General features: G+C 42.3%; 21 protein-coding genes. 12 read left to right on the forward strand and 9 right to left on the reverse strand.

The window, feature by feature from the left end; translation table 11 throughout:
• The first annotated feature begins 33 nt into the window (after positions 1 to 33).
• Positions 34 to 2,103 (forward strand): TonB-dependent receptor, encoded by a 2,070-nt coding sequence (locus F0919_RS16030; protein ID WP_150033804.1) that lies wholly within the window; start codon positions 34 to 36, stop codon positions 2,101 to 2,103.
• A 289-nt stretch (positions 2,104 to 2,392) separates the two neighbouring features.
• Here the strand turns inward: F0919_RS16030 and F0919_RS16035 are convergent, their stop codons facing one another.
• From F0919_RS16035 to F0919_RS16045, 3 genes are read right to left on the reverse strand one after another with little or no spacing between them, the layout of a single operon-like run.
• Positions 2,393 to 3,916, reverse strand: a complete 1,524-nt coding sequence (locus F0919_RS16035; protein ID WP_150033805.1) for an FAD-dependent oxidoreductase — start codon at positions 3,914 to 3,916, stop codon at positions 2,393 to 2,395.
• Between the two features lie 25 nt (positions 3,917 to 3,941).
• Positions 3,942 to 4,421: a hypothetical protein gene (locus F0919_RS16040; protein ID WP_150033806.1), complete on the reverse strand. Its 480-nt coding sequence runs from the start codon at positions 4,419 to 4,421 to the stop codon at positions 3,942 to 3,944.
• 10 nt (positions 4,422 to 4,431) lie between these two features.
• The gene (locus F0919_RS16045) at positions 4,432 to 4,662 is read right to left on the reverse strand and encodes a hypothetical protein (protein ID WP_150033807.1); all 231 of its coding nucleotides are present in this window, start codon (positions 4,660 to 4,662) and stop codon (positions 4,432 to 4,434) included.
• Positions 4,663 to 4,820: 158 nt separating this feature from the next.
• Here F0919_RS16045 and F0919_RS16050 point away from each other — a divergent pair, with 158 nt between their 5' ends.
• The 5 genes from F0919_RS16050 to F0919_RS16070 all read left to right on the forward strand — a co-directional run bounded on the left by F0919_RS16050 (position 4,821) and on the right by F0919_RS16070 (position 8,384).
• Positions 4,821 to 5,627: a helix-turn-helix domain-containing protein gene (locus F0919_RS16050; RefSeq protein WP_150033808.1), complete on the forward strand. Its 807-nt coding sequence runs from the start codon at positions 4,821 to 4,823 to the stop codon at positions 5,625 to 5,627.
• Between the two features lie 67 nt (positions 5,628 to 5,694).
• Entirely contained in the window at positions 5,695 to 6,300 is a 606-nt protein-coding gene (locus F0919_RS16055; RefSeq protein ID WP_150033809.1) for an alpha-ketoglutarate-dependent dioxygenase AlkB family protein, read from the forward strand.
• A gap of 38 nt (positions 6,301 to 6,338) precedes the next feature.
• Positions 6,339 to 7,550 (forward strand): DUF763 domain-containing protein, encoded by a 1,212-nt coding sequence (locus F0919_RS16060; RefSeq protein ID WP_150033810.1) that lies wholly within the window; start codon positions 6,339 to 6,341, stop codon positions 7,548 to 7,550.
• Between the two features lie 108 nt (positions 7,551 to 7,658).
• The gene (locus F0919_RS16065; protein ID WP_150033811.1) at positions 7,659 to 8,123 is read left to right on the forward strand and encodes a YbhB/YbcL family Raf kinase inhibitor-like protein; all 465 of its coding nucleotides are present in this window, start codon (positions 7,659 to 7,661) and stop codon (positions 8,121 to 8,123) included.
• Positions 8,124 to 8,162: 39 nt separating this feature from the next.
• Complete coding sequence (locus F0919_RS16070; RefSeq protein WP_150033812.1) at positions 8,163 to 8,384, forward strand: hypothetical protein; 222 nt, start codon at positions 8,163 to 8,165, stop codon at positions 8,382 to 8,384.
• A 377-nt stretch (positions 8,385 to 8,761) separates the two neighbouring features.
• On the opposite strand, the gene F0919_RS16075 is transcribed toward F0919_RS16070, so the two are convergent.
• The 4 genes from F0919_RS16075 to F0919_RS16090 all read right to left on the reverse strand — a co-directional run bounded on the left by F0919_RS16075 (position 8,762) and on the right by F0919_RS16090 (position 13,969).
• Positions 8,762 to 9,562 (reverse strand): inorganic diphosphatase, encoded by an 801-nt coding sequence (locus F0919_RS16075; protein WP_150033813.1) that lies wholly within the window; start codon positions 9,560 to 9,562, stop codon positions 8,762 to 8,764.
• A 27-nt stretch (positions 9,563 to 9,589) separates the two neighbouring features.
• Positions 9,590 to 9,922: a four-helix bundle copper-binding protein gene (locus F0919_RS16080; RefSeq protein ID WP_150033814.1), complete on the reverse strand. Its 333-nt coding sequence runs from the start codon at positions 9,920 to 9,922 to the stop codon at positions 9,590 to 9,592.
• Between the two features lie 558 nt (positions 9,923 to 10,480).
• Entirely contained in the window at positions 10,481 to 12,985 is a 2,505-nt protein-coding gene (locus F0919_RS16085) for an Ig-like domain-containing protein (RefSeq protein WP_150033815.1), read from the reverse strand.
• A 510-nt stretch (positions 12,986 to 13,495) separates the two neighbouring features.
• Positions 13,496 to 13,969, reverse strand: coding sequence for a hypothetical protein (locus tag F0919_RS16090; protein WP_150033816.1), 474 nt, complete (start codon positions 13,967 to 13,969; stop codon positions 13,496 to 13,498).
• Positions 13,970 to 14,501: 532 nt separating this feature from the next.
• Here F0919_RS16090 and F0919_RS16095 point away from each other — a divergent pair.
• The 6 genes from F0919_RS16095 (at position 14,502) to F0919_RS16115 (ending at position 18,723) form a co-directional block, all read left to right on the forward strand.
• Positions 14,502 to 15,044 (forward strand): DUF421 domain-containing protein, encoded by a 543-nt coding sequence (locus F0919_RS16095; protein ID WP_150033817.1) that lies wholly within the window; start codon positions 14,502 to 14,504, stop codon positions 15,042 to 15,044.
• A 67-nt stretch (positions 15,045 to 15,111) separates the two neighbouring features.
• A complete protein-coding gene (locus tag F0919_RS16100) occupies positions 15,112 to 15,678 on the forward strand; it encodes a YciE/YciF ferroxidase family protein (RefSeq protein ID WP_150033818.1) in 567 nt (188 codons plus the stop codon).
• A 105-nt stretch (positions 15,679 to 15,783) separates the two neighbouring features.
• Positions 15,784 to 15,927, forward strand: a complete 144-nt coding sequence (locus F0919_RS18685) for a hypothetical protein (RefSeq protein ID WP_235903531.1) — start codon at positions 15,784 to 15,786, stop codon at positions 15,925 to 15,927.
• A gap of 11 nt (positions 15,928 to 15,938) precedes the next feature.
• A complete protein-coding gene (locus F0919_RS16105; protein ID WP_235903532.1) occupies positions 15,939 to 17,030 on the forward strand; it encodes an NRAMP family divalent metal transporter in 1,092 nt (363 codons plus the stop codon).
• Between the two features lie 167 nt (positions 17,031 to 17,197).
• Positions 17,198 to 17,893 carry a ferritin-like domain-containing protein gene (locus tag F0919_RS16110; protein ID WP_150033819.1) on the forward strand — a complete coding sequence of 232 codons (696 nt, stop codon included), beginning with the start codon at positions 17,198 to 17,200 and terminating at the stop codon, positions 17,891 to 17,893.
• Between the two features lie 11 nt (positions 17,894 to 17,904).
• A complete protein-coding gene (locus tag F0919_RS16115) occupies positions 17,905 to 18,723 on the forward strand; it encodes a ferritin-like domain-containing protein (RefSeq protein WP_150033820.1) in 819 nt (272 codons plus the stop codon).
• 146 nt (positions 18,724 to 18,869) lie between these two features.
• On the opposite strand, the gene tatA is transcribed toward F0919_RS16115, so the two are convergent.
• Entirely contained in the window at positions 18,870 to 19,097 is a 228-nt protein-coding gene (tatA, locus tag F0919_RS16120) for a twin-arginine translocase TatA/TatE family subunit (protein ID WP_150033821.1), read from the reverse strand.
• A 156-nt stretch (positions 19,098 to 19,253) separates the two neighbouring features.
• On the reverse strand, positions 19,254 to 21,617 hold the full coding sequence (locus F0919_RS16125) for a T9SS type B sorting domain-containing protein (protein WP_150033822.1): 2,364 nt from the start codon (positions 21,615 to 21,617) through the stop codon (positions 19,254 to 19,256).
• Positions 21,618 to 21,769 lie beyond the last annotated feature (152 nt).

Genomic DNA, 21,769 nt, shown 5'->3' on the forward strand with positions numbered 1-21,769 from the left:
CCTGTATTCCTGCAATACTGCCTTTGTCGTTTTATGAAACATAAATACTGTTTTGCTACCTTCTTCCTGTTATATTATGTCTTCCCTGCTTGCGGGCAGCAAGTTGCCGACAGCGTTGTACGACAACCCGAGAAACTTGCGGAAGTAGAGATTACGGGATATCCTTCCCCGCAGGCATTGGTTACGACGCCTGCTTCCGTCAGCATGATAGATAGTATGTTATTGCGTTTCAGGGTACAGCCTGCGCTTGTATCCTCCTTTAATATGGTGCCCGGTGTACGTATGGAAGAAAGGTCGCCCGGCAGCTACAGGCTTTCCATAAGGGGGAGTCTGCTGCGTTCGCCCTATGGTGTGAGGAATGTAAAAGTTTATCTGGATGATTTCCCGCTGACGGATGGCGGGGGCAATACTTATCTCAATTGCATTGATCTTACCAATAGCAGCCGCATAGAAATTATTAAAGGACCTGACGGAAGTTTGTTTGGTGCCAATACCGGAGGCGTGGTACATCTGATACCATCGGGTATCAATGAACCTGTAAAGCCGGCTATAAGTATAGGAGGCGGTTCTTACGGCATGTTTCATGAAGATGCAGAGGCAGGTGTGCAAATCGGTAAGCATGTGCTTGGTATTCAGGAATCTTATTACCGCTCCGACGGTTACCGCATCAACAGCGCCATGCATAAGGCGAATATCAGGCTTTCGGACAAGTGGCAATATGCTTCCAGAAGCAGTATAAAATTGTTTCTTTCTTACAGCGATTTGTATTATCAGACACCCGGCGGCCTTACTTTGCAGCAGGAAGAGGATAATCCACGCAATGCCCGTCCGGCAACGGCAACATTGCCTTCTGCTGTTGCACAGAAAGCGGCTGTTTATACTAAACTGCTATTTGCAGGCATCACCCATAAGGTTGCATTGAACCCACATCTGGATCATGTGCTGTCCGTTTATGGTTCGCTGGTCGATTTCAAAAATCCTTTTATTACCAATTACGAAGTGCGCAAAGAAAATACGGAAGGTTTCAGGACTTATCTGGAATGGCATGACATTAAAACCACTGAAAGCAATTTTCATTATACGCTTCATCTCGGGGCGGAATGGACGCAGAGCAATGCGGATATTCATAATTACGATAACAACGGCGGACTAAAGGGGAACTTGCAGGCACAGGATAATATCACCAGCCCGCAATACTTTTTCTTTACAAGACTGAAAACCGAATTCATGCAGCGATGGATGGTCGAAGCTGCGGTGAGCCTTGGCTATGCGGGTTATCATTTCAAAGGACAGCCGCCTGTCGATGATCGTTTTCATCCGCAATGGATGCCGAAGCTTGCAACAAGTTATAAGCTTAATAACCATGTCGTCATACGGGCATTGGTCAGCCGCGGTTATTCTACGCCGACTACAGCAGAGATAAGGCCGTCCAATAATCTGTTATATACGGGATTGCAGCCTGAATACGGCTGGAATTATGAAGCAGGCATCAGGCTGAATATGTTGCAGCATCGCTTCATGGCTGAAGCGACTGTATTTCATTACAGGTTGCAGAATGCTATTGTCAGCCATCTGGATAACAGCGGGAATGCATTTTTTACCAATGCCGGCGGCACAAGGCAGACGGGCCTGGAAACAAATATCTCTTACAAGGTATGGAAAGAAAACAATCCTCAAAGTGTTGTGAGCGGGTTGTATTTTTTCAACAGCACGACCTGGAATGCTTTTTACTTCCGTGATTACCGTATTGATGATAATGATTATTCCGGCAACAGGCTAACGGGTGTTCCTGCTATTGTAAATATATTTGGCATCAGTTGCGATTTCATAAAAGGTTTTAATCTTTCTGCAACCTATAACCATACCGGCAACCTGCCTTTGAATGATGCCAATACAAGCTTTGCAGATCCTTATAATTTATTGCAGGCTTCTGTAGGAAAAGGTTTCAGGGTGCATGATACCGATATAAAACTGAGCATCGGCGTTGATAATCTTCTGAATGAAACGTATAGTCTTGGGAATGATATCAATGCCGCCGGGAACCGTTATTATAATCCGGCGGCAAAAAGAAATTTTATGGCTGAACTGAAAATAAGGTTTTAAGCAGAGTCAAACCTACTTACTTACATTATCATGAAATTTTACAATCCATATTGAGGGAAAGAGATTATTAATTTATCCCGGAGGGATGTAATATCGGTAGCCTTTTTATTATCCGGTTAGGATTGTCCCGTAGGGACAACATTGCAATGCTAATCAACATTTTTTTGATAATCTGACCCTTACAGGGGCACATGAATTACTTTTATACCGCTACTACTACCCATATTATATCCCTACGGGATAGTCTGAACAATATGATAAGTTTGTTTTTCCGATATGGATAGCCTGCTTATGAAATATCTATTTTCTTAAGCGGCTTAACCGAAGGTCCGTTCAGCAACTGTCCGTCTGTATCGTAACGTGCGCCGTGACAAGGGCAATCCCAGCTTTTTTCCGCGCTGTTCCAGGAAACGATGCAGCCTGCATGCGGACAAACGGGACTCAATGCTTTTAAAACACCATATTCATCTTTGTAAATGGCAATCTGCTTTTCCTGATATTTCACCACACGGCCTTCTTCTTTGCCTAAATCTGCAAACTCTTCCAGTGCTTCGACAGATAACCTGTCTGCTATGAAATGTTTTGCTACATCCGCATTTTCAGTTACCATATTTTTGAAAGAAGCCATCAGCTTTAACCTCGAAGGTGCAAACAAATCAGCATAGGCGCTTTCTCCGGTAATAATAAGGTCGGCAATGATGTGTCCCGCAAGCGTGCCGAAAATCATACCATTGCCGCCATAGCCGGTTGCAACATACAGGTGCTCATTACCGCCCGGATATTTGCCTATATACGGCAGCCCGTCGGCTGATTCATAATACTGCGACGACCATTTATAATCGATAGTACGTACATCGTAGTGTTTACGGATATAAGCTTCAAGTTCGGTGAAAATATGCTCCGTATTTTCATTATGTCCCGTTTTATGGTCATTCCCACCTACAAGCAATATCTTTTTATCATCCAGATAAACCGTCCTGAAATAATGGTAAGGCTCCTCGCAGTCATAAGCCAATGCTTCGGGGTATTGGTGTTCATCATTTAACGTTACGCCTAAAAGGTAAGTCCTGTAAGGCGCACACTTAAAACTCAGTATGCTTATGCCGGGTGGTACATGTGTGGCGTAAACAACGGAAGCTGCTTTGTAAACGGCATCCGGTGTATGAACTTCCTGTGTTCCGTTTTTATCTTCGACCTTACTTACCAATGCATGTTCTTTTATAATGCCGCCTTTTTCCGTAAACGCTTCGGTTAATGCAAGCAGATAATTGACAGGATGGAATTGTGCCTGTCCTGAGAATTGAATCGCTTTGATAAAAGGTACAGGCACAGGTATTGTATCGACCGGCGATACATCAAGGCCGACTTTCTGAAGCCCGTCATAAATGTCGTCCAGGTCTTTTACCTGTTCTTCATTTTCTGCATAAAGGAACCCGTCTTTATATTCAAAATCACAATTGATTTTATAATGATCGATATTCCTTTTGATAAGTGCTATGGCCTGTTTTGTGCCCTGCGCCAGCAATTGTGCATTATCTTCCCCAAATCCTTTGATAACGGCATTATAAGGCGTATCCAGGACCGTATTAAGATGTGCCGTTGTAGCCGATGTTGTTCCGTAACCAATATTGCTGGCTTCCAGTATCAGGCATTTTTTACCTCTTTCCTGTAAAGAAAGTGCTGTGGTAAGCCCTGTAATTCCGGCGCCTATTATAATGGCATCAAAATCATCATTCTCATTCGGAGATTCATTCAGGTTCACAAAGGGAATAACATCCTGCCATATACTTAAAGTCTTGCTGTCTCTTATCATAAATTTGTGTTGATTATTTTTCAGGTCAACCTGCAATGAAGCCTATCAGTTTGAATCCTAACTGCATTCCCGCACCGAAAATGATATGTGCAATGAATATACACACCAGGTATAATTTCAGGTTTATAACGGGAGATAAGGGATGAAGTTTTATAAAGGAAAACCAGAAAATGGCTGCAACAATACCCGCAAAAAAGCCAAAGGTCAATGCATCCTTTAATGACGAATAAGCATCGCTGTTCATCTTCAATATCAGGAGATATATAAATGCAAACACGATTCCTATGGCATAGTGGGATATGCTGCCCCATAACATAGTACTAAAGCTTCTTGAAGGAGTACCCGAGGGTTTTGTCCTCATGGTTACCAATGAACCTAAAATACTTGGCACACGTAAGTTATAGCCTGTTATGCGCGACATAGCATTCATAAAAAGTGTCATTATAAAAGTACCTGTTATGCCTCCGGCTGTAGCAAGCAGCAATTCCGTTATTCCGTTTTTCATAAAGCAATTATTACTTGTTTGGTGCAGGAATGCTGTCTCCTCCCGGCGTATTGGCCCGGTATCCTTCGCCTTGGTTTGCATCGGGAAGCATAGGTGCCGTATCATCTTTTCCGTACTCTACAGGCGCTGTTCCATTTACATTGGTGGAATCTATCGGAGTGCTGGCGGCTTCGGGATTGGAATTGCAGGAATAAACGCCCGCAGACGAAAGGAGCATAGTGTAAAACAGGAATCGTTGCATTGTCATTGGATTTTATAATTCAAGAACACATTTTAAAATAAAAGGTTCTTGAATCCGCTTGTCTAAAATATTCTTAACGCCCGAAGCACGTTAATGAAACTTTGTTTAGCTTTGCTATTATTAATGACTTTGTTCAGATACTTATAATATCATACCCGATGATTTCACAACAGAACTTCTGGCCTACCAATCTCAAAAAACTAAGAAACAGGAAAAACATGAGCCAGGAATCCCTTGCCCTGCTTCTTAATATGAGCCGTTCCAAGTATAATGCACATGAAAGCGGGCAGACCGTGAATCCCGTTGTGGAAGATCTTTTCAGGATATCCGATTATTTTGGCATGAGCATAGACAGCTTACTGAGGGTAGATCTTACCAAATTGTCGGAATCGAAAATAAGGGAGCTTGAAGAAGGAAATGATTTATACCGTAAAGGCACGCAATTGCGCGTTTTGTCTGTAACGGTAGATAAAAACGATACGGAAAATGTGGAATATGTTCCGGTAAAAGCAAAAGCAGGTTACAGAAACGGTTTCAGCGATCCTGAATTTATTGCCGCCTTACCGAAATTCTCCATGCCCAATCTTCCGAAATCGGCTATGTTCCGGATGTTTCCCACCACTGGCGATTCCATGCTGCCCATTCCTGAAGGTGCGGACGTTATCGGCAGCTTTGTTCAGGACTGGACCAATATAAAACCGAGAACCATGTGCATTGTGATTCTTAAAGGAGAACAGGATATGGTATTCAAACAGGTTACGCAGCAGGATGAAGGGTTTCTGCTGGAATCGTTGAACACCGTTTATCAACCTTATACCGTTCCGGCTTCCGATGTGCTGGAAATATGGAAGTTTTATAGTTATCAGACCAATGAAATACCGGAGCAGCAAACCGACCTGCAAACTATGGCAAAAGCCATTAAGGAAATCAGGGACGACTTAAAAATAATGAAGACAAAGAAATAGAAAGGCTGCGTTGCATGTTCTGTAAGTTTAGTGTATTATATAGTGTAATGAGTTTAAGAAGGTAAAAATGAAAGAGGCACAGCTAAAATTATTTGACGATATACCGCAACTCATGTTGCCGGCTGATTTGATGGAATACACAAGAGGTTTTATAGAAACGGATTTCTGCGATTATTGCTTTCATAAATTCGTTAATGAAATGCCCTGGCAGCAACAGAAAATAATGATGTATGAGAAGGAGGTAACGGCGCCACGCCTTTCCGTCTGGATAGGAGAAAGAACCATCCGTCCTGATGATAAACGAACGCCGCTGCCCTGGGTTCCTGAATTATTAGACATTAAGGAAAAGGTGGAAGCCTATACCGGTACTGCTTTTAATGGTGTGCTGCTGAATTATTACAGAGACGGAAACGATTCTGTAGCATGGCATAACGACAAAGACACCATTCCCGGACTGAAAACGGAAATAGCCTCTGTCAGCATTGGTCAGGAACGCAATTTCGATTTCCGGAATAAGGCCAATCATAAACAGCAATATTCCATTAAGCTCGAACACGGTTCTTTATTGCTGATGAAAGGCGATTTGCAGCAATCATGGGAACACAGGATTGCCAAATCAAAGACATCTATGAAAGGCAGGATTAACCTTACTTTCCGGAAGGTAGTTGTGTAAATAGCTGCAACTATAATAAATCTAACGAACGCTACAATATGTCGAAAAAAGGATATGCAGATATGCCCTTGCATTACGGAAAAGTGCCGCAATGGCTCGCTTCAAGGATGAGCATGCTGGGCGGCGCTATTGTGGAAGCTATTGTAATGGAATACGGCAGAGGCATGCTGCTGCGAAAAATCAGCGATCCATTCTGGTTTCAGTCGCTTGGTTGCGTGCTGGGCATGGACTGGCATTCTTCAGGAATAACGACTTCCGTAATGGGCGCTTTAAAACATTCGGTTAATAAAAAAGCAGATACCCTCGGCGTATATATTTGTGGCGGAAGAGGCAGGTATTCAAGAGAAACACCGAAGGAACTGACCGACATCGGGTATAAGACGGGCATTGATGCGCAAAGGATGATATACAACAGCAGGTTGTCTGCCAAGGTGGACAACACAGCTATTCAGGATGGCTTTAATTTATACCTGCATTCTTTTATTGTTACGACAGATAATGAATGGTGCGTGATACAGCAAGGCATGAATACCGATACAAGGGTTGCAAGGCGATATCACTGGCATTCGCCCGCTGTACATTCATTTACGGAACAGCCGCATAGTTTTATTTACGGTAAAAATCAGGGAGAGATACTTAACCTTACCGATAAATCGGCAGCCATTACCAAACAAGGCATTTTACAACTTACTAAAGAAGACCCTAAATATCTACTTGCTGAAATTCCGGCATTAATCATGCCTTCGCATCATGATGTTCGAGAAAAAGATGTTAATATTAAAAGACTCGGAGCTGCATTGGCACTGGCACAGGAAAAAGGTGTTAATGATATGGAGTCCTTATTGCTGCTGGAAGGGGTCGGGCCACGCACTATTCAGTCCCTGGCGCTGGTGAGCGAGGTAATACATGGTACGCCCTCCCGGTTCAAAGATCCTGCCAGGTTCTCTTTTGCGCATGGCGGGAAAGACGGGCATCCTTTTCCTGTTCCTGAAAAAGTATATGACGAGACGATTGCTGTTCTTCAGAAATCTATAGAAAAAGCAAAGCTTGGAAACACTGATAAGACGGAAGCGCTGATGAAATTACATGTCACTGCAAAAAATATAGAAAAAGATTTCACGCCTAACAACAGGTTTGACGAGCTTATAAAAGAAGAAAGGGATAATTCATGGAAATATGGCGGCAGAACCGTTTACGGGCGCGCTGTTAAACCCGAAAGCACAGTAAAGCAACTGAATCTTTTTAGCTGAAACAATATAGCTTCGAACATCGGAACTGTTCCAAAAACGTTAATACCGCAATAGCTTTCAACAAAACGAAAGCCTGCTTGTTTCTATTGGATATCAACTGATTTTATTATGGATATCAATATGCAGCGGCTTCAGGTTACCAGTACTGAATTCGAAGAAGAGGGCTGGATTCCGTCACAGTTTACATGCGAAGGTGAAGGCACTAATCCCCCCATCAAAATAAGGTCAATTCCTGCTGAAGCGCAAAGTCTTGTATTGCTGCTCGAAGATCCCGACGCACCCGGCGGAACATTTGACCATTGGGTGATGTGGAATATAGATGTCAATGGTGATATTGCCGCCGACAGCTGTCCCGGCATTTGCGGTCTGAACAGTAAAGGTACGGTAGGATACTACCCGCCCTGCCCGCCGGAGGGAAGCCACAGATATATTTTCGTTGTTTTTGCATTAAATAAAAATCTGCCTTTACAAGAGGGTAGCAGCAAAAAACAATTACTTGAAAGCATTGAAGGCGCCGTAATAGCCAAAGGCACGCTTACGGGCAGATACGAGAAGCAGGATAAGAAAGCTTAATAACAATTACATACATCAACATTTCTAAAAACAAATTTTATGAAAAAACTAATGTTAGCTGCCTTGACGGTTATCTGTATTTCAGGTATTTCCTTCAGCCAGCAGGATTCAACAATGACGAAGAACAAGGCTCAGAAAGAACAAAAGGATAACAACACAAAGGACAATAAAAGCAATTCGTCCGGAAAAAAAATGAAAAAGCAAAAGACCGATAGCGTCAATAGCAATATGGACACGACCACAAGGATTGAGACAAGATAAAAGCTTGCAATGAAAAGACGAAGGGCAAACATATATGTTTGTCCTTCGTCTTTTATAGTATTTTAAATTAAAGGAATTGATTATCCGCATGTAGGAAACAAAATATTTAGATTATTCCGTAGGGATTTAATACCGGTAGAATATATTATTCCGCTTTATCAAGACCCCATCGGGGTCATATTGCATCATTGCAAATGGACAAAAACAAATGCGGCTATCCAATCTTGTCCCTACAGGACAAACCAATAATATGTAATCTACATTGCTACCAATATTAAATCCCTATGGGATAAATTCGGTTTATTGTTTGCTGTTTTGTTTCCTACATGCGGATATTCATATTAAATAAAATGAAGTTATTATAAGAACTGTGTGAATCAGAATGTCCCTATTTCGGTTTGACGTATAACAAGTTTTTCCTGTTTAAACCAATCCTGTAATTTCTTTTTATATTGTTCCCAGAATGAACGATCCAGTTTGCTTGCCATTACTTCGTAAACAATCATTTTATCATTTATAACCTTGCCTTTTTCTTTTTTCCATAATCCTGTTGCGGGTGTCTGCGTATAAGTTGTAACGCCGCCGAATTTTCTTACAAGCGTCTTTTTTATCTTCTTATAATACTGTTCCGGAAAAGCATCTCCCTTATCATTATTTAAAGGCAATAATATCTGTATCAGCTTTGAGGGGCTTGTTTCCCGGAATGATTTATTGATTGCTTTAAGCGCTTTTGCAGTATGTATCCAGGCAAGCGGCCTGAAAGCCTTTCCCGCTTGTTCATTATAATTGATAAAAAAGCTTTTGAGCTGGTTTAAGATTTCCGCAGGAAGTTCATTTACCTCCTTTATATGTTTGTACAAAAAAGAAGTATCCGGTATGGCTATATAACGATCGTTACGCATGGTTTTCCCGTCCCGTTCCCGCTGACTTGCCTGCAGTCCGCCAATGATGCGGCACTTAATAACACAACCCGGAAAAGCAGTTGCTTCGGAAATAATTATAACATCCAACGGATCGCCATCGCCGCCAATGGTACCGGGTATAAACCCAAAGTCAAAAGGAAATGCAAGTCCCGCCGGCAATACCTTATTCAATTCAAAACAGGCTAACTCCGGCTCATAATCATATTTCACGTTGCTGCCTTTCGGAGTTTCAACAATGCAATTTATACTTGCCATGTATCGTAAGTTTTAAACCGCCCGCTATTAGTTTTGTATGCTTCTGCAGGCATCTGCGCATTCCGAACATATAGCAGCGCATTCCTGACAATGTTTATTTTCATGTTGGCTGCATTCCCTTGCGCAGGCTTCACAGGCGTCAGCACAAATAGCTGCAAGCTTTAAGCCATAACTGCTTCCAAGACTTAATAATTTGGCTGTGGCGGCGCAAAGCGTTTCACATTCCATATCCAGCTGAATGCAATTTGCCATCATTGTAACATCAGATTCTTTTGTGCAGGAAGCAGCACAATGGCTGCAGATAGCTGCGCAGCGGAGACATAATGTTATGACTTCTTTATATTCATGATACCCTTTCATCTTTTTCGTTTTTATTTTAAAAATAGTTTTACAAACCCGCTATGATTTTGCTGTCATCTACGGGCTCCGGTTTATATAACTGAATGGAGCGGGTTATGTTCGCACAGAGATTTAAAAAATCGCTAAAGTCGAGTCCTGAAAGGACGACAGAGAACAGGATAGGATACAACCCTATCTGTTGATAATTGGACACTCTTAGCGATGGGTTGCACCACATCGCTATTATGTTTCGCCCTTTCAGGGCTTTCAAAAAACGGTAGTTGTGTTATATTTACAAGTCCTGAAAGGACGACAGAGAACAGGATAGGGTACAACCCTATCCTGTTGATAATTGGATGCCCTTAGCAATGGGTTGCACCACATCGCTATTATGTTTCGCCCTTTCAGAGCTTTCAAAAAACGGTAGCCGTGTTATATTTACAAGTCCTGAAAGGACGGCAGAGAACAGGATAGGGTACAACCCTATCTACTATAAACAGGGTGCAACCCTATCCGTTAATAAACTTATTTAAAAAGTAAAGCCGCCCATTTGGGCGGCTTTACTTTTTAAACTTTATACTATTTTGTTTTCTTTATAAACTTCAGGTTTTCCTGACGTCCGTTTCCGGTGTTGGTATACCTGATGTTATATACACCGTCGGCAATACCGCTGATGTTGATGCTTATGACATTGCTGCCTTCTGAAAGCAGGTGCTTCACGGAACTTATCCTGCGGCCTGTTACATCCATAAGATCAACCTGTATTGTCCCGTCACGATCGAGGCTGTAGTATTCCAGGTTCACAATTGTTTCGGCAGGATTCGGATAAAGTTTTGCCCACTCACTACTTGTGCTGCTCCTGCGGATATGCACAATCTTCGGATAAACTTCGCTCGCCCCGTTTTGACCGTGCAATACCAGTTTATAGAAGTTCTCCATATCCGGGTTGTTGTCCATCAGCTGCATAGACTGAACGCCATCCCTGTTTTCAGCCGTAAGGCTGCCTAAAGATGTCCAGGCCTTCTGGTCGGTGCTGCGTAGGATTTCATAGCTGTCCATAGCCTTAACATCCGTTACTTTCCATGTCAGCAGGTTGCTGTGATTGTTCAGCGCTTTGCCGTTAAAGTCTATTACTTTAACCGGCAGCGGAGTTGTATTGGCAGGATATACCAGTACATAAACCGTTGCAACTGCACAGGCCACCGGTGTGCCATTGTCACATACCTGATAACTGTATTGCGCAGAGCCAACAAAATTGACAGCAGGCGTAAATGTATAATTGCCCTGGTCGTTTATAGTGAAACTACCGTTCGCGTTTGTTACCGTTGCTGGCGTTACCGTAAGCGTGTTACCCTCCGGATCATGGTCATTGTCCTTTGCATTACCACTTACAGGCGAATTAGCCAATGTATATGCATAGTCATCGGATGCTGCTGTTGTATTGGCAGCGCCAGGAGGCAATACTTTTATGATCTGGTAAGCCGTATCGCAGTTCGAGGATAATAGCTGGTCGCAGACACTGTAAACCAATGTATCTGTTCCCGTAAAACCGGTGGCGGGGTGATAATAAATATCCCCGTTAACCCCTATCGAATCAATCGTACCGTGGTTGGGCATATTTGTGATGGTAACGCTTGCCGGATTCAGCGAGCCTCCGTAATTGCCGGATGCATCATTATCCAGCGTAGGAAGGCTAACGGGTGTCTGGTAGGTTGTTGTTACCATATCAAGGTTAGCTATCGGCATCGCATTGGCATTCGTTGCGGAATCCCTTACATTTATCTGCAGCAACTGAGTCGGGCATCCTGTGGTTTGGCCGGGTGCACAAACACTGATGGTAAATTCATAATTACCCGGTTGCGATGCGGTAAAGGTATAAGTACCATTACTGTTCAGGACAGGTGTTTGCGCGGTGGGGTTATTGCTGTTTGCCTGTATGTTGCCATAAGAAGTATTGGTATATACCTGGTCGTTCGTTGCTACGTTTCCGTTTACCGGCATATTGGTAAAGGCTACATTCCAGTCATGGTTTATGGTTTGCTGTGGCGGGTAAATGATAACTCTTGTAGTATCACACCTGTTACCGTCGCAGACTATTATGCAACCTTCCACAGTATCTGTGGCTGTTCCGTTTGGCGTATAAGTATAGCAATGATTAACATCAGGTCCTGTAAGCGTATATTCTGCAGGTGTTCCGCATGTGGTTACACTTGTTACCGCAGTTGAACTTACATCATCAAACACAGGGCATACAACCACAGGACAGGTCGGACAGCTTGGCGTTGTTATTACCGTATCATTAGTCGGTACCGGAGGATAAAGGATAACCCTTGTCGTGTCACACCTTCCGTTATTGCAGGTGACGATGCAAGCCTGAGCCGTATCTGTCACGGTTCCGGTTGGTGTGTAAGTGATGCAACCACCTGCACTCACCGCGCTTGCAGTATAACCAGCAGGTGTTCCGCATGGTGTGCTGTATGCAGCGCCGCCTGTAGTATCTACATCATCCACAACAGCACATACCGTTACCGGACAAGTCGGACAGGTTGGTGTTGTCGTTGTCGTATCATTCGTCGGTGTAATAGTCAATGTAGCAGTGGTAGAATCTGTACAGGTACCATTACTGAACACATACTTCACCGTATAGGTATTGGCAAAGCTGCTGTTGATGTTTATTTGTCCGTTAGCAGTATTCAGGCTCAGTCCGGAAGGCGTGGCGGAATAAGTACCGCCTGTCTGGCCTGTTTGCGTGACATTGGCTGTTCCGGAACCTGATAAGTATGGTGAGCCACTGTAAACAATGGTCGCTGTTGGTATTGCTGAAACCGTAACATCAACTGTAAAGGCATTGCCTGCACAACCGGCTGCTACTGGTGTTACGGTATATCTCACTACGCCCGCACCGGTTAAGGTTTGCGCTATACTGTTGCCGCAACCTGAAGTACAGTTGCTGAATCCTGTTACAGAGCCGGATTGTAAGGCCGCAGTCCAGGTATAAGTGCTGCCCGTGATAGTAGAATTTAACGAAACACCTGTAACATTTCCACTGCAGATAGTTTGCGGCGAAGCTGAACCGACAGGCAATGGTTTTGAAACCAGTGTGAATGCCGCACTTGCAGGGCTGAAGCAGTTATTGATTGTGTCTTTGTAGAATGCATAATATGTACCGGTTGCAGCGGTAGCCGGAGTTGCATATAGATTGGTATGCAGGTTATCTGTAAACCATGTTAACGCATTATATGCAAGAGCCGTACCTGAAACGATACTGTTCAGGTTGTAAGTACCTGCACCGCAAATCGTATCTGAAGTTTTAGTAAGTACCGGCGCTGTGTTACTGGCTATACAACAGGCTTTCTGTGTAGAATCGGCAGCGATGTTGTAAGTATAAGTATAATTATAACTGTGTATGTTTTTTATGAATTATTGGCAAATACGCTACATTATTATGGAATTGTTAACATTTTGCTAATGTTATGAAGATGATAAAAACGATCTGATTTATGAGTGCACTAAACATTGTTTTTTTTTATTTATTTAAATACAGCTGTTATGAAGTTTTCTCAATCCTCTTATTATATTTACATTTTTATATGTTTAAAGTATAATAATTTGTTTGTCAGACATGATGCTTTCAGCTGCTATATCCGCTCTTCCAAGTAGTTTGCCTGCTCTTCCAGGTGGTTTGCCCGCTCTTCCAAGTGGTTTTCCCTCTCTTCCAAGTGGTTTTCCCTCTCTTCCAAGTGGTTTTCCCGCTCTTCCAATTGGTTTCGCCATGCTTCCAAGTGGTTCCGCCATGCTTCCAACTGCTTTCGCCACGCTTCCAACCGGTTCCGCTACGCTCCCGATCGGTTTAGCCACTCTTCTAACCGATATATCCGCTCTTCCAAGTGGTTTCGCCATGCTTCCAAGTGGTATATCCGCTCTCCCGATCGGTTTAGCCACTCTTCCAAGTGGTTCCTCCGTGCTTCCAAGTGGTTCCGCCACACTTTCAATCGGTTCCGCCATGCTTTCGTAAGAGAAATTTCGGGTAAGTCCTGAAATTTCCCGTTCTGTCTTCTTATTTGTCATGTTGAACTAAAACGAAGCCCGGATCTGTTTGTTACTGAGTATATTTGGTTGTTGTTTATTTTTAGGTTCAAAGGTTAAGTAAATAACAAAGGCGTATCTCAGCGATACGCCTTTGTTATTGCTGTAATCCGGCAAAAGCACTTCTGATAATTAAGCTGCCTTTTCGCGGTAAGTAGCAAAAGATTGTTTTTGAACCTGCTTACCGTTCGTATACCCAATAATTCCCTGCCGGTAACTTCTATTAATCCATTATTCAAATTCAGCTTAGTATTTCGCCCAAATGTACTGCCCTGCTAAAAAGTAAATGCGAGGCTGCCGGCTGTCGCGATCTCCACAAATGCAATGTTCAGGTTACGCGCGGCTATTATGGCGGCACATCCGGCAATGATTGCTTCTGTTTCTTTGTTCTGCATTGCAATACTTTTTTAATTAATATACTTCCTGCAATGTTGGTTTAACGCATAGAAATTTTTGCTTCCCCTGAACCGATTACAGCGATTATGTGTTATAAAACCGCTATCAATCAATCAACATGGATATACTCGTGCTTATATTCGGTGAAGGCAAAGACCTTACCTTCTGGCAGATGGGTTGCCGGGGAATTGTAGTTTTCTTTATTGCATTCCTGCTGATACGTATTTCAGGAAGACGCTCCTTCGGTATTAAGACGCCTCTTGACAATATTATCATCATAACGCTCGGAGCGGTGCTCAGCCGTGCCATTGTAGGCGCTTCGGCATTTATTCCCGTTGTATTCACTTGTTTGCTTATTGTATTGCTGCACCGTTTACTTGCATGGCTAAAAGTACACAACACAAAGGCAAGCAAGGTAATGGACGGAGAGAAGATATTGCTGTATATGAACGGCGCTTTTCTGCAAAAGAACCTGGATATGGCTTTGGTTTGTATAGAGGATGTGTTGCAGGGTGTGCGGGAATGTGCCCTGACGGATGACTTATCCAAAATTGAGATCGTTTATATGGAACGTAACGGGCAGATAAGCGTTATTAAAAAACAACCCTTATGGTATGCAAGGCAACTGTTTGTTAAATCGATTTCAAAGCAGCGCGGTTAATGAACTTAAATGAATGTAACGAGTTGATATAACAACAAAAAACATTTTGAACCTCAAAAAGCATATTATGCCACAGAAAACAGCAGCAGCAAAAAAACAAGCACCCGCTAAATCCCAATCCACAAAAAGAACGCCACAGGAAGAAGGAGCATTGATGGAACTATTTGTCGATTCTCTTAAAGACATCAACTGGGCGGAAAAGCAATTGCTTAAAGCGCTTAAGAAAATGTCAAAAGCATCTACATCCGATGAACTCAGCACTGCCTTTAGCGATCACATGGCTCAGACTGAAGGACATGTAGAAAGACTGGCGCAAGTATTTGAGTCATTAGGCAAAAAAGTTACTTCTAAAAAGTGCGAGGCTATGGCAGGGCTGATTAAAGAAGCGGAAGAACTGATTGAAGAAACGGAAGCAGGCACAGAAGTGCGTGATGTAGCTTTAATAGCCGCCGCCCAGAAAGTGGAACATTATGAAATTGCAACTTATGGTACTTTAAGAACGCTTGCAGGTACGCTTGGATTGTCCACAGCACAGAAATTGCTTCAACAGACGCTTGACGAAGAAAAAACGGCAGACAGCTTACTGACTGAAATAGCAGAAGGTTATGTGAATGAAGAAGCCGGTAAAGAATAAAGAAAGTATTCAATATCAGGTCCGGGCTTCAGTTATATATGGGGCCCGGATTTTATTTGAATACTTCCGGCCATTGAATAATATGTTTCCTAAGCTTTATACATCATGGAAGATTCCAAAGACAAAAAGAAAGATAAAGGATTGAAAAAATTCTTTAAGCTGTTAGGTCCCGGTCTGATAACAGGCGCAAGCGATGATGACAGGCCGGCGCCCAATTCGGTTTTGCAACACTGTGGACTGCTTTGCTGACATTTCCGTTAATGGCTTCCATTCAGGGAATGTGTGCAAGAATAGGTCTGGTAACTTCACAAGGGCTTACGGTTACGCTCAAGCAACACTATTCCAGGTTCTTATTGTATAGTATGCTTTTGTTCAGCTTTCCTGCAATCACACTTAATATTGGTGCCGATATTCAAGGGATGGGAGCAGTGGCGCATATGCTGATACCCAAAGTTCCGGCCCCTGTTTTCTCGGTGATTGTAACGGCTGTATTGATGTTTATAATTATAAGATTCCCTTACCAGAAAATAGCCATGATACTGAAGTGGCTTTGCCTGTCATTATTTTTGTATCTCATTGTCCCTTTTATGATGCATCAGGACTGGGCGGAAATATTTAAAAGAACGTTCATTCCTACATTGAAGTTTAACAAAGAATTCCTTTCTATAATCGTAGCCATACTCGGCACAACCATATCGCCTTATCTTTTCTTCTGGCAAACAACAATGGAGGCGGAAGATATTGCTCATGGCAAGAAAAGTATTTATGTAAACAAGCGTATGCTGAGCGATATGAAGACCGATGTAAACGTGGGTATGTTTTTGTCAAATATGGTCATGTTCTTTATGATACTTACAACCGGAAGCGTGCTGTTCACTCATGGCATCAGGCAGATTGATACCGTTGAGCAGGCGGCCAAAGCATTGGAACCACTGGCAGGCAAGCTTACTTATCTTATTTTTACTTTAGGCGTGCTGGGTACAGGCATGCTTGCAATCCCGGTGCTTGCAGGTTCGCAATCTTATATGCTTGCCGAAACATTTGGCTGGGAAGCAGGCCTTGATAAAAAATTTACGCAGGCTAAGTCTTTTTATGTTTCCATAATTATTTCTCTTATTGTCGGCCTTTCACTCGATTTCTTTGGTGTAAGCCCTATCAAAGCCCTTATATTTACTGCTATTGCGTATGGGTTGACGGCTCCTGTAATGATTGCCGTTATACTGCACATTGGCAATAACAAAAAGATTATGAAGGAACATACCAACAGCAAATTGTCCAACTTCCTCGGATTTACAACATTGCTGATAATGACCGTAGCGGCTTTTGCACTTATCTATTTTCTCTTTAAATAGGCATAGAGCAGGTTAGATGAAACCTTGCAAGTCTGAATCATAGTTATGCTCTCCTTTTCTATTGTGATATCATTAGGGTTTATTTACAATATCCATAGGAACTGACCTTTCCTTTTAATCGTAGTTAGTAATGAAAAACATTTTATTCATTTCTAAATCGATTTATTATGATACAAGAGAAAAGTTTTCTTGAAGATGAAGGCGTTCAAAGAGCCACCATATCAAGAAGAAACTTCTTCACATGGGCCGGTATCGGTATCGTTTCCACAACAATATTAGCGTCCTGCGACAAGGATAAAACTCCTGATAACGGTAATGCTCCTGTTGATTTGGGTGGGGGCGATATTGGTATATTGAACTATGCATATGCGTTGGAGCAATTGGAAGCAGCTTTTTATACGCAGGTATTGGCAGCACCTTACAGCAGTATGAGTGCAAGTGAATCGCAACTTTTAAACGATATCAGGATGCATGAAGTGGCGCACCGTGAATTTTTCAAAAATGCGTTGGGCAGTCATGCTATTCCTTATTTAACCCCCAATTTTTCAAGCATAGATTTTACAAACAGGACCAGCGTATTGGAAACTGCGAAAGCTTTTGAAGATTTAGGAGTGTCTGCATACAATGGGGCCGGGCAACTTATTTCAGACAGCAACTATCTTGTCCTTGCCGGTAAAATTGTATCGGTAGAAGCCAGGCATGCAGCTTATATCAGAGATTTATTAAATAATGGCAGCTTTGCCGACGATACGGTTATAGGAAGTGACGGCCTTGAAAAAAGCAAAAGCCCGTCTGAAGTGTTAAGCATTGCCGGTACTTATATTAAAGATACCATTTCAGCTAAAAATTTACCAACATCTTAAAACTCAATAACATGAATTTCTCAAATATTTTAAACGAAATTGAAAAAATTGATCCGGAGGTTTTTGAAAGAACGAGTCAAAGACGCCATGTGTTAAAAAGTTTTGGCTCAAAGGTAGCTGTTGCGGCTTTGCCTTTTGCTTTAGGCTCTTTATTTAAGAAATCTTACGGGCAGAGTACGAATTCTATTATTGAAGTATTAAATTTTGCATTAACACTGGAATATCTGGAAGCTAAATTCTACAAAACCGCTGTTGAAGAAAGCCCGGGCTTGTTACCTGCGGGCGCTGCAACGGGAGCAATTACTACTATTGCCACGCACGAATCACAACATGTAACTTTTCTTCAGACTGCCATCGCGGGCGCAGGCGGTGTTGCCGTGACTTCTCCGACTTTTGATTTTACAGCAGGCGGATTGTTTCCTGATGTGTTTACCAATTACGCTACATTCCTTGCAGTTGCTCAAGCCTTTGAAGATACAGGTGTACGGGCTTATAAAGGTCAGGCCGGTTTTCTGATGAGTGACAATGCTGTACTAACGGCAGCGTTGAATATTCATTCGGTAGAAGCAAGGCATGCTTCCCATATCAGGCAAATGAGAAAAGCAAATAATCAGGGCGATGTGAAGCCATGGATTACCGGGAATCAAAGCGGTATTGCTTCTACAGCTGTTCAGCCCGTTTATGATGGTGAAGAAAACACCACACAGGCAACTATTCAGATAACAGGTATCAACGGTACTGATGTTTCATCTGATGCTGCAAGTGAAAGCTTTGATGAACCTTTGACAAAGGAGCAGGTAATGGCAATTGTTGATCCATTTATAACTTAAGAATTTTTGTTGTTTTTTATTCTGAAATGGTTGAAGTCCTGATTGGCTTCAGCCATTTTATTTAATCAATTCTTATCCAATCTTAAAAACAGAAAGCGGTAATCAGTGTTTTTCTGATTACCGCTTTGATAAACTGTATATATTAATTATTTCTTTGGTTCGATTTCGGGCTTGGGTTTCATGCCGTTTTCAATATCATTATGGAAGCCGTCCTTTGCTTCTTTAAAGTCGCGCATTCCTTTTCCCAGGCCTTTGGCCAATTCGGGGATTTTCTTTGCGCCAAATAATATAACGACTACAAGGATAATAATCAGCCATTCAGAGCCACCTGGCATTGAAAGGAGATATGTCGGAGCAATCTGAATTGTGTTCATAGAATTTTTGTTTTTAATATTATACAGCATATACGAATCCGGAACGCATACGGTTGTTTCTTAGCATAAGTTTATGATTGAGCTTCTCAGGGCGTGAATCCAAAATAAAAAGGTTACCCGTTAAGAGTAACCTTTTTATCCAAAATATTTATAAGATTATCGGATGAGTGTCAAATCACCGTGATAAGTCATTTTTTTATTTCCTCTTTCACAAGTGTAATTTATTTTATAAAAATAAGTGCCCACATCTGCCGGTGTGCCATTGTTTTGATAAGTGCCGTCCCAGCCTTCATCGTATTTGGTAGTGTAGAAAAGACGTTTGCCCCAACGGTCAAATATGGCCATTTCATATTTAGGGATTGGCCTGTTTGCCACTGATTTAAATTCATCGTTTGTACCATCGGCGTTTGGTGAAAATGCATTTGGAATACCTATAAAACAGCAGCTGTTTTCATTAACAATGCCGGTTGCTGTTCCTGTACATCCGTAAACATCGGTTACAATAACGGTGTAAGTGCCTTTTGCCAGATTTGTCATTTTAGGGCCTTTGCCATCCGGCGGGGTTTGCCAGAAATATCCGTAAGGTTCGTTGCCTCCGTTTACTATTATTTCCATTTCTCCGCCTAATCCTCCGGCATCGCACCAGGCACTTGCCGTATCAACTTCAGTATTAAGTGAATAGACCAAAGTTTTGAGCGTTACAGTTGTATCATTCAAACATCCGTTCTGGTCTTTGATGCTGACAATGTGTGAACCGCCTGTCAGGTTTATAAAGCGGTTTATGGAACTATAAGGCCCTCCGTCAATATTAAAAGAATAGGATGGTGAACCGCCCACTCCCGACACTTCAATCAAACCATTATTGGCGGTACAGATTGTGTTGGCAGTATCTCTGACTTTTACAAATATCGGAGTAGCGTTTCCTGTTATAGTAAATGATTCGGAAAAAGTACATCCGTTAGCCTGGGAAACGGTAACAGTAAAAGTGCCGTTGTTTACGCCTGTCAGGTTTTGTGAAGTCTGAACAGGATTTGAATTCCAACTGTAAGTTGCAGGGGTGGCACCTCCGGAAGGGTTAAGGGTAACTCCGCCTGTATTTGCAAAACATAAAACCGGTGTCACAACTCCGTTCAATTCCATTTCAGGTGTACCGAAAGTAAAATATTGGCCATTAGTGAAACTGTATGAAGCATATAATTCCGTACCGTTATCCTGAATAGGGATGAAAGACAGGCCTGTTGTGAAATTCGGATCGGAAGCAACGATTAAAGAAGTAATCTGAGGTGGAACATTTGCCTTTTTCAGGGCTAAAGTAACATCGCCAGGCGTGCCTGAAACCTGTACTTTCCATGTTCTGGCCATCTTTGAAAATCTTCCGTTAGGGCTGCATTGTGTAACTAATGTATCTGCAAGGTTATCTCCAAAAAGCACATAACTCTGGTCGGTTGCAAAATCATTGGTATTGTCGGCATTTAATGCAGGAAATACGCCGGGAACATTACCATGATACATGGTAACCATAGCTCTGGGGTTTATGGACAAAGATTGTTTTTGATTTAGACCGGAAGCATCATCACGGCCTACGCCGGTGATATTGTTGATATAAGGTGCATTGGCAGTGCGGTTCCATATTACCGTGCCGACAGCATTTGTATAATCATTGCCATTAGTTCCGGTTTGTAATAAGGTCATACCATATTTCACAGCCAGATAAGATTCTACCTGATTTCTTTCCAATGCGGTCAATGCTCTTTTGTACAGAATAAATTCTGCGATATCTACCTTGGTGGGATAGTCATCTCCGTAAGGCTCTGCTCCTAATGTAATTCTTGCTGCGGTTGCACCAGGCGCAAAGTTACCGGAAGTCGCCATCGAGCCGTCAGGAGAGCCGATAAATCTGATTGTTTTTTGTGTGGCAGTGGCTTCCATTGTTGAAAGTGTATGTTTTTCAAAAACATTTGTACCTCCATAAAAACTTGCAGTTGTCGGTGTATTTGTCCTGAAATCAAATCTTATCTGTCCGGGATTGCTTGGGTTCCATTCGTTTCCGAGACGCGGACCAGAATATTGGTTCGGGTTAGGCCATTCCCATTTGCACCATACACCTGTAGATGTCATGGTATGTAACCTTATAACCTGAAACATGGTACAAAACGTACCGTCAAGGATTTGTGTGCCCGCAAAGGCATTTCCGCTTGAAATAGAGTTTTGAACGGCCGTGCTGTTAAACAGGATATAAGGATTGAAATTTAATCCATTGGCAAGAAAACCCGGAGGCTGATGATTAGCTTTATTTATAGCTGGTCCTTGTGTTGAAAAGTCACCTGTAATGCCTGCACCGCTTTGCTCTGCCCATGTCGTAACCGTATTAGTCGGACTGAGCGTAATACCTGTATTCGCTTTGAGCCAGATAGTGTTGTTGCCTGTTACGCCTCCCGGTGATTGTGCATACATCTGTTGTAATGCACAGAGAGAAACAATTCCGAATGGTAGGAGAAACTTGTAAAGATTGTTTTTCATACTTTGTTTGTTTTGGCGAACCTCGCCGGGTAATTTGGTAAAAAATAAACAGCTGGATATACTCAATATGGTCTGATAGAATTACTTACAATAACATACTCATCCTAATAGGATTAAGACACGAAATTTAATAAATTAGTTTGTAAAAGTGA

It is taken from the genome of Taibaiella lutea, from assembly GCF_008629695.1.
Taxonomy (GTDB): domain Bacteria; phylum Bacteroidota; class Bacteroidia; order Chitinophagales; family Chitinophagaceae; genus Taibaiella; species Taibaiella lutea.

Excerpts from the sequence above, each read along its gene's own strand:
- F0919_RS16125 (WP_150033822.1), bottom strand. The coding sequence starts at position 21,617 with ATGAAAAACAATCTTTACAAGTTTCTCCTACCATTCGGAATTGTTTCT.
- tatA (WP_150033821.1), bottom strand. The coding sequence starts at position 19,097 with ATGAACACAATTCAGATTGCTCCGACATATCTCCTTTCAATGCCAGGT.
- F0919_RS16030 (WP_150033804.1), top strand. The coding sequence starts at position 34 with ATGAAACATAAATACTGTTTTGCTACCTTCTTCCTGTTATATTATGTC.
- F0919_RS16095 (WP_150033817.1), top strand. The coding sequence starts at position 14,502 with ATGGATATACTCGTGCTTATATTCGGTGAAGGCAAAGACCTTACCTTC.
- F0919_RS16070 (WP_150033812.1), top strand. The coding sequence starts at position 8,163 with ATGAAAAAACTAATGTTAGCTGCCTTGACGGTTATCTGTATTTCAGGT.
- F0919_RS16050 (WP_150033808.1), top strand. The coding sequence starts at position 4,821 with ATGATTTCACAACAGAACTTCTGGCCTACCAATCTCAAAAAACTAAGA.
- F0919_RS16060 (WP_150033810.1), top strand. The coding sequence starts at position 6,339 with ATGTCGAAAAAAGGATATGCAGATATGCCCTTGCATTACGGAAAAGTG.
- F0919_RS16090 (WP_150033816.1), bottom strand. The coding sequence starts at position 13,969 with ATGACAAATAAGAAGACAGAACGGGAAATTTCAGGACTTACCCGAAAT.
- F0919_RS16110 (WP_150033819.1), top strand. The coding sequence starts at position 17,198 with ATGATACAAGAGAAAAGTTTTCTTGAAGATGAAGGCGTTCAAAGAGCC.
- F0919_RS16040 (WP_150033806.1), bottom strand. The coding sequence starts at position 4,421 with ATGAAAAACGGAATAACGGAATTGCTGCTTGCTACAGCCGGAGGCATA.
- F0919_RS18685 (WP_235903531.1), top strand. The coding sequence starts at position 15,784 with ATGGAAGATTCCAAAGACAAAAAGAAAGATAAAGGATTGAAAAAATTC.
- F0919_RS16105 (WP_235903532.1), top strand. The coding sequence starts at position 15,939 with ATGGCTTCCATTCAGGGAATGTGTGCAAGAATAGGTCTGGTAACTTCA.
- F0919_RS16045 (WP_150033807.1), bottom strand. The coding sequence starts at position 4,662 with ATGCAACGATTCCTGTTTTACACTATGCTCCTTTCGTCTGCGGGCGTT.
- F0919_RS16115 (WP_150033820.1), top strand. The coding sequence starts at position 17,905 with ATGAATTTCTCAAATATTTTAAACGAAATTGAAAAAATTGATCCGGAG.
- F0919_RS16100 (WP_150033818.1), top strand. The coding sequence starts at position 15,112 with ATGCCACAGAAAACAGCAGCAGCAAAAAAACAAGCACCCGCTAAATCC.
- F0919_RS16080 (WP_150033814.1), bottom strand. The coding sequence starts at position 9,922 with ATGAAAGGGTATCATGAATATAAAGAAGTCATAACATTATGTCTCCGC.
- F0919_RS16035 (WP_150033805.1), bottom strand. The coding sequence starts at position 3,916 with ATGATAAGAGACAGCAAGACTTTAAGTATATGGCAGGATGTTATTCCC.
- F0919_RS16075 (WP_150033813.1), bottom strand. The coding sequence starts at position 9,562 with ATGGCAAGTATAAATTGCATTGTTGAAACTCCGAAAGGCAGCAACGTG.
- F0919_RS16055 (WP_150033809.1), top strand. The coding sequence starts at position 5,695 with ATGAAAGAGGCACAGCTAAAATTATTTGACGATATACCGCAACTCATG.
- F0919_RS16065 (WP_150033811.1), top strand. The coding sequence starts at position 7,659 with ATGGATATCAATATGCAGCGGCTTCAGGTTACCAGTACTGAATTCGAA.